The 12595-nt window shown below is 70.3% G+C and carries 9 protein-coding genes and 1 riboswitch; of the genes, 5 read left to right on the top strand and 4 right to left on the bottom strand.

Annotation, left to right across the window (positions count from 1 at the left end; translation table 11 throughout):
• Positions 1-11: 11 nt before the first annotated feature.
• The 3 genes from ACTOWY_RS03970 to ACTOWY_RS03960 all read left to right on the top strand — a co-directional run bounded on the left by ACTOWY_RS03970 (position 12) and on the right by ACTOWY_RS03960 (position 5080).
• Positions 12-863, top strand: a complete 852-nt coding sequence (locus ACTOWY_RS03970) for a DegV family protein (RefSeq protein ID WP_441308228.1) — start codon at positions 12-14, stop codon at positions 861-863.
• A gap of 416 nt (positions 864-1279) precedes the next feature.
• On the top strand, positions 1280-2119 hold the full coding sequence (locus ACTOWY_RS03965; protein ID WP_441308227.1) for a helix-hairpin-helix domain-containing protein: 840 nt from the start codon (positions 1280-1282) through the stop codon (positions 2117-2119).
• 909 nt (positions 2120-3028) lie between these two features.
• The gene (locus ACTOWY_RS03960) at positions 3029-5080 is read left to right on the top strand and encodes a DNA internalization-related competence protein ComEC/Rec2 (protein ID WP_441308226.1); all 2052 of its coding nucleotides are present in this window, start codon (positions 3029-3031) and stop codon (positions 5078-5080) included.
• Between the two features lie 134 nt (positions 5081-5214).
• Here the strand turns inward: ACTOWY_RS03960 and thrC are convergent, their stop codons facing one another.
• On the bottom strand, positions 5215-6480 hold the full coding sequence (thrC, locus tag ACTOWY_RS03955; protein ID WP_441308225.1) for a threonine synthase: 1266 nt from the start codon (positions 6478-6480) through the stop codon (positions 5215-5217).
• A gap of 11 nt (positions 6481-6491) precedes the next feature.
• A riboswitch (SAM riboswitch) is annotated at positions 6492-6622 on the bottom strand.
• 112 nt (positions 6623-6734) lie between these two features.
• On the opposite strand from thrC, the gene holA reads away from it, so the two are divergent.
• Positions 6735-7715 carry a DNA polymerase III subunit delta gene (gene holA / locus ACTOWY_RS03950; protein ID WP_441308224.1) on the top strand — a complete coding sequence of 327 codons (981 nt, stop codon included), beginning with the start codon at positions 6735-6737 and terminating at the stop codon, positions 7713-7715.
• A 702-nt stretch (positions 7716-8417) separates the two neighbouring features.
• On the opposite strand, the gene ACTOWY_RS03945 is transcribed toward holA, so the two are convergent.
• Positions 8418-8837, bottom strand: a complete 420-nt coding sequence (locus ACTOWY_RS03945) for an SSI family serine proteinase inhibitor (protein WP_441308223.1) — start codon at positions 8835-8837, stop codon at positions 8418-8420.
• Between the two features lie 337 nt (positions 8838-9174).
• On the opposite strand from ACTOWY_RS03945, the gene ACTOWY_RS03940 reads away from it, so the two are divergent.
• On the top strand, positions 9175-9732 hold the full coding sequence (locus ACTOWY_RS03940) for an RNA polymerase sigma factor (RefSeq protein WP_247759411.1): 558 nt from the start codon (positions 9175-9177) through the stop codon (positions 9730-9732).
• Between the two features lie 137 nt (positions 9733-9869).
• On the opposite strand, the gene rpsT is transcribed toward ACTOWY_RS03940, so the two are convergent.
• On the bottom strand, positions 9870-10130 hold the full coding sequence (gene rpsT, locus ACTOWY_RS03935) for a 30S ribosomal protein S20 (RefSeq protein WP_441308222.1): 261 nt from the start codon (positions 10128-10130) through the stop codon (positions 9870-9872).
• A gap of 172 nt (positions 10131-10302) precedes the next feature.
• Positions 10303-12588 carry a glycoside hydrolase family 3 N-terminal domain-containing protein gene (locus ACTOWY_RS03930; protein ID WP_441308221.1) on the bottom strand — a complete coding sequence of 762 codons (2286 nt, stop codon included), beginning with the start codon at positions 12586-12588 and terminating at the stop codon, positions 10303-10305.
• Positions 12589-12595: the final 7 nt, after the last annotated feature.

The following is a 12595-nucleotide window of genomic DNA, read 5'->3' as shown; positions in this document are numbered from 1 at the left end:
GCTGCGTCCCCGTGCCCGTCGCCGTGTTCACCGACTCCACCGCGTACCTGCCGGAGGGCTTCGCGACCCGCCACGGCATCCACGAGGTACCCCTGCACGTCACGGTGGACGGCGCCAGCGGCCTGGACGGCAAGGACATCGGCCCCAGCGAACTGGCCGCGGCCCTGGCCGAACGCCGCACCGTCACTACCTCCCGCCCCACCCCCGCCGAGTTCGCCACCGCCTACCGCCAGGCCCTGTCCACCGGCGCCACCGCGGTCGTCTCCATCCACCTCTCCCGCGAACTCTCCGGCACCTGGGACGCCGCCCGCCTGGCCGCGCTGGAGGTTGGCCCGGACCGGGTCCGCGTGGTCGACTCCCGCTCCACCGCCATGGGCCTGGGCTTCGCCGTCCTGGCCGCGGCCCAAGCCGCCACCCAGCACGCCACCCCCGCCGAAGTCGAGGCGGTGGCCACCCACACCGCCACCCACACCAGAACCTTCTTCTGCCTGGAAACCCTCGAACACCTCCGCCGAGGCGGCCGGATAACCCCCACCGCGGCCCTGCTGGGCACCGCCCTGTCGGTAAAACCCTTGCTACACGTGGAAAACGGCCGAATCCTGCCCCTGGAGAAGGTGCGCACCACCAGCCGGGCAGTAGCCCGCCTGGTCGACCTGGCCACCGCAGCCGCAGGCCAAGGCCCAGTGGAGGTAGCCGTCCACCACCTGGGCTCCCCCCAGCGCGCGGCCGAACTGGCCGGCCGCCTGGACGAACGCCTCCCCGGCTGCGACGGCTGCGTCATCTCCGAAGTGGGCGCGGTAGTAGGCGCCCACACCGGCCCCGGCGTTCTGGGTGTCGTCGTACTCCCACACCGCCCCCGCTAATCCCCTCGCGCACACTCGCCCCGGCCCCCGGCCGCTCCGGCGCTGAGCCCTGCCGTGAGCCGCTCCGCACCCGCCCGTCTCGATCCCAGTCGCGCACCCCGCACGCGAAGTCTCGCCGTCGCCTTGCCCCGCACTCTCGGCCGCCCAGCCCAGCCCAGCCCAGCCCAGCCCCGGCCCGTCGCCGTCGCCGTCGCCGTCGCCGTCGCCGTCGCCCTCGCCCTCGCCCTCGCCCTCGCCCTCGCCCTCGCCCTCGCCCTCGCCCTCGCCCCAACCGAGCGCGGCACCCTACACCACCCAGCCCCCACCACCCCACCCAACAACCCCCTCAACCAGCACTTATCCACAAGACCCCACCTATCCACAGCCACCCTCGCCCCAGCTACCCCACACCCCCGCTCACCCCTAGCGTCGATCCCATGTGGCGCTTCCTCACCGCGGCAACCAACACCCGACGCGACCTCGCCCGGACCCGGTTGTCCGAACTGGCCGCCGCCGCACGCGCAAGACCCGGCCCTGACCCGCCCCCCGAACTGGACGGCCTCAAAGTCATCCAGCTCGACGAGTCAGGCCGCCAACTGCCGGCCCGGCCGTTGTCCCGCACCCCGAAGTGGCTCTCCCGGCTCCTGCCAAGGGGTCCGCGGGGAGTCAGGTGGGACCCCGGCCGGCTGGCGGCACTGGCAGTCGCGGTCGTCGCAGTCCTGGCTGTAGCGACGACCGCGCTGCTGGTGTGGCAGGACCGGCCGACCAGGGAGATGGCTCCGGAGCTTTCCCCGTCGGCCGGTCCCGCCGTCCCTCCGACCACCAGAACCCCAACCACCACCGGCGCCGGCGCCACCCTGGTGGTCAGCGTGGTCGGGAGGGTGACCAAACCCGGGCTGGTCACCCTCACCGAAGGGGCCCGCGTCGCCGACGCCGTCCAGGCGGCAGGCGGCGCACACCCGAACGTCGACCTCAACGGGCTGAACCTGGCCCGCCGGTTGGCAGACGGGGAGCAAGTGCACGTCGGAATACCGCCGCCACCGGAGCAGCCCCAGGACACCCTGGGAATGCCACCCGGCGGCACCGCCAAAGTCAGCCTGAACAACGCGACCTCCGCCGCCCTGGACGCACTGCCAGGAGTGGGTCCCGTGACGGCGCAACGCATTGTCCAGTGGCGGACCAAGCACGGCCGTTTCACCTCGGTCGATCAACTACGAGAGATCGAGGGCATCGGAGAGTCCCGCCTCGCCCGGCTCCGCGAGCTGGTGAGCCTCTGACCCAGCGCGCCCGGACCCGAGCGCGCTGGGACAGAGACATCGAGGCAAGGGGCGCACATGCGGAGAACAAGTCGTCCGACGCGGCAGCTCGCCGTGGCCGACGCACGAGAAAGGGGAAAGCGTGCACCTGTATCCACGGCGACAAGGCGCGGAAAGGAGGGAAGCGACAACAGCGCACCGCGCGAACGACTTGTTCTCCGCGAGCCACCAGAACCACCGGACTCCGAGCCAACCACACCTTCCGGCCCGGATCTCCGCCTAGTCCCCGCCGCCCTGACCACCTGGGCGGTGACCCTGCTCGGCCTCCACACAGGCTGGCTCCCCGCCACCCTGGCCGCCGCGTTGCTCACCGCGACCGCGGCCACCGCCGCATGCCTCCTACTCCGCCCCCACCCCAAACCCAGCCACCCAACACCCACCCCACCCCCGCCTGCCCACTCGTCGAATCCCCCTGCACCCCAGCCCCTTTCCTCCTTCCCGCCGCAAACCTCCCCACCCGAAACGTGCCCACCGCAAACCAACGCTCCCGAAACCTCCGCCCCCGAAACGTCTCCACCGCGAACCTCCGCACCTCGACTCTCCCCACCCGAAAGGCCCGCCCCCCAGACCTCCACATCCCCAACGCCCACACCACAAACCTCCCCTCCCCAAACCCCACTCCCTCCCCAAACCCCACTCCCTCCCCAAACCCCACCTCCTCCCCACCAACGTCCCCGTCCCCATCCCCGCCAACCTCCCCGACATCACCGCCTGGCCGCCGCAGTCCTCACCGCCTGCGCCCTGTCCGGAGCCGCGGCCATCGGCATCGCCCTCAAAACCCACGCCGCCACAACACATCCCCTGCACACCCCCGCCGAACGAGGCGTCACCGCAGTCCTCACCGGAGTGGTCACCGGCGACCCCCGCCCCATGCGCACCCCGGCCTACGGCGGCCGCCCCGCCAACCGCAACGGCACCGTGCTCACTCTCGCCCTCGACACCGCCCACACCACCGGCGAAACCCTGTCCGTCGGCGGAACGGTCCTCCTGCTCGCCATGCACGAGTCCTGGTCCGACATCTCACCCGGCCAACGCCTCCGCACCACCGGAAAACTCGCCCCAGCCCAACCCGGCGACCTGACCGTCGCCGCCCTCCGTGTCCACAACGCGCCCGAACTCCTTGGCACACCACCGTTCTGGCAACGCGCCGCCACCCACATCCGCGCCGGTCTCCGTCAAGCCAGCTCGGTCCTCCCCACCGACCAAGCCGGTCTGCTGCCCTCCCTGGTGGTCGGTGACACCACCACGCTGGCTCCCCGCGTCATCGCCGACTTCCGCACCGCGGGCCTGGCGCACCTACTGGCCGTCAGCGGCACCAACCTGGCGATCGTCTGCGGCGCGGTTCTGCTGCTGTGCCGGGCACTCCGCACCGGCCCCCGCACCGCGACCGCGGTGGCTGCCTTGGCACTGCTGGGATTCGTCATCCTGGCCCGGCCGCAACCGAGCGTCCTGCGCGCGGCGGTCATGGCCGCGATCGCCCTGTACGCCCTGACCACCGGCCGCGACCGAGCCGCGATCCCCGCCCTGGCCGGCACCGTGACGATCCTGCTGCTCGCCGATCCGGAACTGGCCGGAGACCTGGGCTTCCTCCTGTCCGTGCTGGCCACCGCGGCCCTGGTGCTCCTGGCCCCACGCTGGTCCGACGCCCTGCGCCGCCGTCAGGTCCCCGGCGGCCTGGCCGAGGCCCTGGCCATCCCCGCCGCCGCGCACCTGTTCACCGCCCCCGTGGTGGTCGGCATGACCGGCGAACTCAGCCTCACCGCCATCCTGGCCAACCTGCTCGCCGCCCCGGTGGTCGCCCTGGCCACGGTGCTCGGCGTGCTGGCAGCCGTCCTGTCGGTGATCCACCCCGGCGCGGCCGAACTCCTGGTCCACCTCACCGGCCCGGCGATGTGGTGGCTGGTCACGGTCGCGCACCAGGCCGCCGCCATCCCGATGGCCACCCTGCCCTGGCCCAGCGGCCTCGGCGGAGCCTTCTTGCTCATCGGCGTCCTGATCGTGCTCGCCCTGGTCCTACGCCAACGTCGGTTCCGCGTCCTGCTCATCGCGGCGGCCCTGCTCGCGCTCCTGGTCCTGGTCCCCATCCGAGCCCTGCGCCCCGGTTGGCCACTGCCCGACTGGGCCGTGGTCGCCTGCGATGTCGACCAAGGTGACGCCATCGTCCTGGCCACCGCCGAACCCGGTCGCGCGGTCCTCGTCGACACCGGCCCGGACCCGATCGCCATCACGAACTGCCTCCGCGACCTGGACATCGACCGGATCCCACTGCTCGTCCTCACCCACCTGCACGCCGACCACATCGGCGGCCTGTCCGAGGTCCTCGCCGGGCACCAGGTCGGCGCGGTGGCGATCAGCCCCGTCCAGCAACCACCCTGGGCCATCAAGGAAATCCGCCGCGCCACCGAGTCCGCGGGCGTCCCCTTGACCGAACTGCGACCAGGCACCAGCACGAGCTGGCCCGGCCTGACCATCGACATCCTCGGCCCCCGCAGCCCAGCAGCCCTGGGCGCCACCGGCGACCGCGTCGGCGGCACGGCCCTGAACGACGCCTCTGTCGTCATCCGGGCCCACACCACTGCGGGCCGGGTCCTGCTCACCGGCGACATCGAACTAGCCGGCCAAGCAGACTTGTTGGCGGACAAGGGATCCGAGCTAGCCGCCGACATCCTCAAGGTCCCCCACCACGGATCCCGCTACAGCCTGCCCAGATTCCTGGCCACCGTCCGCCCCCGGATCGCCCTGATCAGCGTCGGCGCCGACAACGACTACGGCCACCCCAGCCCGCTGATCCTGGAAACCCTCCGCACCCAGGGAACCCACATCCTCCGCACCGACCAGGACGGCGACCTGGCCATCGCCCCCAGCCCCGAGGGCCCGGTGATCTCCCGCCACGGCAAGCAAGAATCCCGGACACCACGATGACGCCCAGAACCCCGCCCGTCCCCTCAGCGCCCCACCGCCGCCATCTCCCGGCCCTACCACCCGTCACAAACACCTCCGGCGTGCCCCCCAAGTCGCGAAAGACCAGGTGACACGCCGGACGGCGGGGCTTGGGATCAGAGGCCGAGGGCCTCGCGGACCGCGGCGGCCGACGGGGGAACGGTGGCGCGCGGGCCGATCCGGTCCTGCACCGCGTCCAGGGTCTTGAGGCCGTCGCCGGTGATCAGCAGGACGGTTTCGGCGTCCGGGTCGAGCTGGCCGGTCTCGATGAGCTTCTTGGCCGTCGCGACGGTCACGCCGCCCGCGGTCTCGGCGAAGATGCCCTCGGTGCGGGCGAGCAGCCGGATGCCCTCGACCACCTCTTCATCGGAGACGTTCTCGATGGCGCCGTTGGTACGGCGGACGGTGTCGAGCACGTACGGGCCGTCGGCGGGGGCGCCGATGGCCAGGGAACGGGCGATGGTGTCCGGCTTGACCGGGGTCACCACGTCGTGGCCTGCCTTGAAGGCGGCGGCGACGGGGGAGCAGCCGGTGGCCTGGGCGCCGAAGACGCGGTACGGGGTCTGCTCGACCAGACCCAGTTCGCCCAGTTCGCGGAAGCCCTTGTCGACCTTGGTGAGCTGGGAGCCGGAGGCGATCGGCACCACGATCTGGCTGGGCAGCCGCCAGCCGAGCTGTTCGGCGACCTCATAGCCCAGGGTCTTGGAGCCCTCGGCGTAGTAGGGCCGGACATTGACGTTGACGAACGCCCAGTCCTCGTGGTCCGCGGCCAGCTCGGTGGCCAGGCGGTTCACGTCGTCGTAGTTGCCGTCGACGGCGATCAGCGCGCCGTCGTACACGGCGGTGGTGAGGATCTTGGCCCGTTCCAGCGAGGACGGGATCAGCACGACCGACTCCCAGCCGGCACGGGCCGCGGCCGCGGCGACGGCGTTGGCCAGGTTGCCGGTGGAGGGGCAGGCCAGGACCTTGAAGCCCAGTTCACGGGCGGCGGCCAGGGCGACCGCGACCACGCGGTCCTTGAACGAGTGGGTGGGGTTGCCGGTGTCGTCCTTCACCCAGATCCGGCGGACGCCCAGTGCCTTAGCGAGGCGGTCCGCGCGGACCAGCCTGGTGCAGCCGGGGTCGGTGTTCGGGTGAGCGTCCACAGTGGACGGCACGGGAAGCAGGTTGCGGTAGCGCCAGATCGACTGCGGGCCGGCCTCGATGTCCTCCCGGCGGACGGTCCCGAAGTCGTAACCGACCTCAAGGGGACCGAAACACTCGGAACAGGCGAACTCGGCGGCGAGTGGGACCTGGTGGCCGCACTCCCGGCAGACCAGGCTGCGCGCCGGGCCGAGGTCAAGGGTCTGCTGGGCGCTGTTAGGCGCCTCGATGGTCGTCATCGCGAGGTCTCTCCTCATCTTTCCCGCTGTCGCGGGGCGGATTTGGCACCGTGTTCACCTGCTCCCTCGCGGAATACGCGTCGAGCCTGTGCCGGTTGCCGGGGTGTCGTAGGGCCGATCCCTCTACCCCTCTGGATGAGCTGTATTCAGTTGTCTGGGAATCACCGTACGGCACGGTCGCCACTGAGAGCTACCGCCAACCCAGCATGCGGGAGCCCGCAGGGCTGTCAGACCCCCGTGAAAGGATTGCCGACGTGAGCGCCCCAGCCGTCACCCCGGAGCCGCTGCATCTGGTGATCGGGGAAGAGGAACTGCTGGTCGAGCGGGCCGTCAAGGCGTCTCTGGACGCGGCGCGGCTGGCCGATCCGCAGACCGAGCTGAGCAAGGTCCGGGTGACCGACCTCACCCCGCCGGAGCTGATCGAACTGGTGAGTCCGTCCCTGTTCGCCGAGGGCCGGGTCATCGTGCTGGAGGCCGCCCAAGAGGCGGGCAAGGAGATCGCGGAGGCGATCGGCGCCTACTGCAAGGCGCCCAGCGAGGGTGTTGTGCTGGTGGTCGTGCACAGCGGCGGCGGCCGGGGCAAGCTCGCCAAGGAACTGCCGGACGCACTGCGCAAGGCCGGTGCCAAGGTCACCACCTGCGGGAAGCTGAGCAAAGGCGGCGAGCGCGAGGCCTTCGTCAAGGAGGAGTTCCGCCGGGCCGGTGGCCGGGTCGACCCGGCAGGCTTGGCCGCGCTGATCGAGACCGTGGGCTCGGACCTGCGGGAACTGGCCGCCGCCGCCTCGCAACTGGTGGCCGACACCGGCGGCCAGGTCGATGAGCAGGCAGTGCGCCGCTACCACCGCGGCCGGGCCGAGGTGACCGGGTTCGTGGTCGCGGAGAAGGCGGTGACCGGTGACCGGGCCGGGGCGCTGGAGGCATTGCGGTGGGCCCTGCAGACCGGGGTGCCGCATGTGCTGATCGCGGACGCCCTGGCAGACGCGGTCCGGACCATCGCCCGGGTGATGGCCGGCGGCCGGGCCGACCCGTTCGCACTGGCCGGGCAGCTGGGCATGCCACCGTGGAAAGTGAAGAAGGCCTTGGCCCAGTCCCGAGGCTGGGAACCCGAGGGACTCGCCGAGGCCATGAACCTGGTGGCCAGGCTGAACGCGGATGTGAAGGGCGTCGCCGCCGACGGCGGTTACGCACTGGAACGAGCGGTGCTGAGGTTGATCCTGGTTCGGCGAGGTCGCTGAGCCGGAGGTGAGGTCAAGATCCGGCTCCGGCTCCCGGACCTGGCACCGGTGTGGTCGCGGTCTTGAGTTCGACCCGAGTGCTGGACCTGGTCCGAGCGCCGGGCCGGGCTTGGGCCCGGACCCGGTTAAGCGGAGCGGGCGGCCGCTACGGCTGATGGACCTGACCGGCTGATGGACCTGATCGGCTGAGCCGATCCGCGGATCGTGCCGATCGCGCGGTCCGGCCGGAGGTGGTGCTGGCGAGGTTCCTCGGCCAGCGGCGTGCCGAGGAACCTCGCCGGGGCCTGCCGACTGGCGGGCCGACTGGGGGTGGGGGCGGGCTGAGCCGGATTTAGCCAGCCGCCGACCTGGAGATACCTAGGTAACTTGTGGGTGGGTTGGGTTGAGGTTGGGTGTTCGGGTTGTTGGGGGCCGGTGGTGGGTGGGTGTTGATGCCGGCGGTATGGCACTTCGGTACCACGGGTTTTGTCTGTTGGGGGTCGTGGGGAAGTTTTTGTCACCGTGTGTACCGGCTTTGTTTGCCTTTGTTCTGCCGCTTGGGTGAGTGATGTGCGGAGAGTGGTGGCGCAAATTGCGAGCCGTAGATTGCCGGTGGGTGTGCCTGGCAATCGGTTGCTTGCGTCGAAAGGTCATCGACTGGGTGTTGCGCTCGGTTTTCGTATTTCTGTCAATACGGCGACCGGGTGATACCCGGCGGCCTGCTCAGAAACGGAAGAGCGGGCCCTTTTCCTGGTACAGCACGCAATCGTTGGGGAACGTTTCCTGATAGGTGACGGGGCGGCCGTTCCACATGCCGCGGGCGGTGACGGTGATGGGTGCGTAGATCAGGTAGCACGGTTCCTGGGGGCCGACGTTCACCCTGCGGAAGTCGCCTGCCGCCTTCTTCAGCTCGTGGCAGGACCAGGCGGGCTGGGGGTGGGCGCCGGCGGCCGGTTCGCAGGTCAGCGTGCGTGAGCGGGCGTCCCTGGTCGGGGCCTCGCCGGGGTTGCTGGTCAGCACCAGCCAGCTGGCTGCTCGCGGAGTCGCCGTCGTGGCCGTCGCGGTGGGCGCGGTGACCACGGCAAGGGGCAGCAGGGTTGCTGCCAGCCCGAGTGCCAACGGCAGAAGTCGCTTGCGAGACATTGTTCGCCTTTCAAGGAATGGGTCTGTTTGTGGCAGCCTGTTCCGGCCGCCATGATGAATACGAATACAGTGATTGCGGCGCACGGTGACTGTGGTCACATGACTCCCGGGTAACACCCTTTCCTGTCCCACGAATGGCGGTACGCAACAGTCCCGAAACATACGAAGCTTGTCCTCGAAAGCAACCATGCTTGCCAACGCGCCGGTTCTGCGGTGTCATCAGGACGTAACGCACTTCCGGATGACCGCCCTCGGACGGGACGCGCCTCGAAAGGAATTACCGGTGATTACCCCAGGATCTACCGGGTTGATTTCTCACGGGGCGAAGGGGCAGTTGGTGAAGAACAAAGGTGGTCTGGATGGTGAGACGTCTGCCGTGGGCACGCGGCAGAACTTCTGGCGGGAGTGCCTGCGGCTGCGACCGGCGCTGATCAGGGTGGCCCGGCGGCAGGGCGTGAGCCCGGCCGAAGCGGAGGATGTCGTGCACGATGCGTTCCTCCGTGCCGCACAGTACGCACAGCTCGACCACGGACGGCTGATGCCGTTCCTGGTCGCGGTGGTGAAACGGCTGGGTGTGGACGAGTTGCGGCGGCGGGCATCAGCACAGCAAGTGTGCACCCACCCCAGACTGTTGCCCATGCAGGTGATCGATCCCGCCGATGTGGTGACGGATCGGCATGAGGCTCGCTGGTTGCTGGCCAGGTGTGGGAAATTGAGTCAGCGCGAATGGCTCGTCCTGCTGTGGCTTGACCAGGGACTTCCTCATGAGGAGATCTCGCGTCTGCTCGGCACCACGCGCAGGGCGACCGAGTGCATCGCGAGCAGGGCGCGATGCCGGGTTCGCCGGTGGATGGCTCGTCGGCTCCGCTCAGCAGGGGAGCGAGCCGGCTACTAAATAGGGACCCCGGTGCGGTGTGCAGGGCACCGCACCGGGGACCCGATACGACGAAGGCGCCGCCTCACCTTCCGGTGGGGCGGCGCCTTCGTCGTTCAGCGTTCCGTGCCCTGCGCGCTCCGTGCGGAGCGGCGGACTCAGATCTTGTTGGCGCGCAGCGCGAGGGCCGACTTCTTGTTCGCGGCCTGGTTGGCGTGGATCACGCCCTTGCTGGCCGCCTTGTCCAACTTGCGGTTGGCCGCGCGGAGCAGCTCAAGAGCCTTGTCCTTGTCCCCGGCCTCGGCGGCCTCGCGGAACTTGCGGACGGCGGTCTTGACCTCCGACTTGACGGACTTGTTACGCAGGCGCGCCTTCTCGTTGGTCAGGATGCGCTTCATCTGCGACTTGATGTTGGCCATGGTGCTACCTCGGTCTCATCTGATCGGAAGTCGTGCCGCGCTGTAGTGGCGCTACGCGGAACGCGCAGCCTTCCTCCAGGGCGGAAATGCCGCACGGCACGGCTGGAGATGCTATCAGCCATGCCGTGCGGGATCCCAATCGAGGCTGGTCAGCGAGCAGTGGATGGCCTGATCAGCGCAGGGTCAGCGGAGCTGTCTTGCCGTCGGCCTCCACCAGGTAGGCGCCCCTGGCGACCTCCCGGCGGCCCGCGCCGTCCACATCGCCCACGGTCAGCGCGAGCTGGTCGGTGTCGAAGGTCACCTCCAGCGTCTTCTGCTCACCGGGGTTCAGCGTGGCCCTGGCGAACCCGACCAGTCGCCGCTCCGGCACCTGCACCACGCTCACCGGCTGCTGGATGTAGACCGCCACGATCTCGGTGCCCGCCCGCGAGCCGGTGTTGCGCACGGTGAAGGACACCTTCACGTCCTCCCGTGCCTTGACCACGCTCGGCGTGGTCGGCGCCCCCACCTCGAAGCTGGTGTAGGACAGCCCGTACCCGAACGGGTAGGCCGGGTCGTACTTGGAACTCGGGCCGCCGTTGGCGCCGGGCAGCTGGTCGTAGGACATCGGCTGGTCGCCCACGGTCTTGGGCCAGGACACCGACAGCTTGCCGCTGGGGTTGGCCTTGCCGAAGAGCACATCCGCCACCGCGTGCCCGCCCTCGGTGCCGGGCAGCCAGCCCGAGAGCAGCGCGTCCGCGTCGGCGACCGAACCCAGCACCCGGCCGCGGCCGGTCAGCAACACCACCACGACCGGCTTGCCGGTGGCCTGCACCGCGTCCACCAGCTGCTGCTGCGCCGGGCTCAGCGACGGGTCCTCGGTGTCGCCGGGGCCCTCCGCGCCCTCCTTCTCACCCAGCACCACCACGACCGCGTCCGCGGACTTCGCCTCGGCGACCGCGCTGGCCTGGTCCTTGGCGTGGCTGATCTCGGTCTGCGGCGCGGCGGCCTTCAGCCCCTCCAGCACCGTGGTGGTCTCCGGGAACGGGCCCTCCGCCGGCACGCCCTGCCATTCCACGGTCCAGCCGCCGAGCTGCCGCCGCGCGTCGTCCGCGGTGTCCCCGGCGACCACCAGCTTCTTGACCGAAGTGGACAGTGGCAGTGTGGACTTCTCGTTGCGCAGCAACACCATCGACTCGGTCGCGGCCTTGCGTGCGATGTCCACGCCGTTGCCGATGACGGCCCGTTCCGCCGCGGCCGGGTCCACGAACGGCCGCTCGAAGAGCCCCAGCTCGAACTTGAGCTTGAGGATCCGCCGCACCGCCTCGTCGATCCGGCGCTGGCTGACCCGCCCGTCACGGACCACGGTGAGCAGGCCCTGGGTGAACTCCGCGGCGTTGGACGGCTCCATCGCCATGTCCACGCCCGCGTTCACCGAGATCGCGATCGCGGCCGGGTAGTCCGCGGCGACCTTGTGATGGGTCACCAGTTTCCGCAGGTCCTCCCAGTCGCTGACGGCCACGCCCTGGAAGCCCATCCGCTCCCGGAGCTGCTCGACGAGCATGTACCGGGAGGCGTGCACCGGGATGCCGTTGATCGCCCCTGAGTTGATCATCACGGTCTTCACGCCCGCGTCGAACTGCGCCTGGAACGGCGGCAGCACGGTGTCCTGCAACTGCCGCACCGGGATGAACGCGGTGCTGCGGTCGTGGCCGTTCTTCGGTTCGGAGTACCCGGCGAAGTGCTTGGCCGTCGCGGTGAGCTGCGCGGTGTCCTTGGCCGGGGTCTGCATGCCCTTGACCGCGGCCGCGGCCAGCGAACCGGCAAGGAACGGGTCCTCGCTGTAGGCCTCGTAGTAGCGGCCCCACCGGGTGTCCCGCGCGATGTCGGAGACCGGGGCGAAGTTCCAGAACACCCCGGTGGCCCGCATGGCCTCGCCGGTGGCCTTGCCCGCCTGCTGGATCAGCTCCGGGTTCCAGGTCGCGCCGAGGCCGATCTGGTGCGGGAACATCACCGCGGCAGGCAGGTTGCTGTGCCCGTGCACGCCGTCCGCGCCGTAGATCACCGGGATCTTGAGCCGGTTGTTGTCCAGCGCGTACTTCTGGATCTGGTTGGTCATCTCGGCCCAGGCTTTCGGACCGGGGTCCGGGGCCGGGTTGTCGCCGCCGCCGGAGAGGATCGAGCCGACCTTGGCATCGCCGAGCACGGTCTTCATGCAGGACTCGACCAGCGGCCCCGGCACGTTGTTGCAGTCCCCGCGCAGCTTGCCCACGCGGATCTGGGCCATCTGCCCGACCTTCTCCTCCAGTGTCATCCGCCGGAGCAGGTCGCTGACCCGCCGCTCCACCGGCGCGGCGGCGTCCTGGTAGGCCGCGGGCCCCTGCTCCGCACCGGGTTCCTGGGCGGTGCTGGCATGGGCCGATGCCAGCATCAAGGCCGCGGCGGCCGTCAACGCGAGTGTGGGACGTGTCCGCAGCACAAAGCCT

It is taken from the genome of Crossiella sp. CA198 (assembly GCF_052078295.1).
In the GTDB taxonomy this organism is placed as follows: domain Bacteria; phylum Actinomycetota; class Actinomycetes; order Mycobacteriales; family Pseudonocardiaceae; genus Crossiella.
The sequence above is the reverse complement of the archived record's forward strand: the minus strand, read 5'-3'. Positions and strand labels throughout refer to the sequence as shown.

What these genes read in the sequence shown, in the direction of transcription:
- ACTOWY_RS03965 (WP_441308227.1), top strand. Translation starts at nt 1,280, where the DNA reads ATGTGGCGCTTCCTCACCGCGGCAACCAACACCCGACGCGACCTCGCC.
- ACTOWY_RS03960 (WP_441308226.1), top strand. Translation starts at nt 3,029, where the DNA reads ATGCGCACCCCGGCCTACGGCGGCCGCCCCGCCAACCGCAACGGCACC.
- thrC (WP_441308225.1), bottom strand. Translation starts at nt 6,480, where the DNA reads ATGACGACCATCGAGGCGCCTAACAGCGCCCAGCAGACCCTTGACCTC.
- ACTOWY_RS03945 (WP_441308223.1), bottom strand. Translation starts at nt 8,837, where the DNA reads ATGTCTCGCAAGCGACTTCTGCCGTTGGCACTCGGGCTGGCAGCAACC.
- rpsT (WP_441308222.1), bottom strand. Translation starts at nt 10,130, where the DNA reads ATGGCCAACATCAAGTCGCAGATGAAGCGCATCCTGACCAACGAGAAG.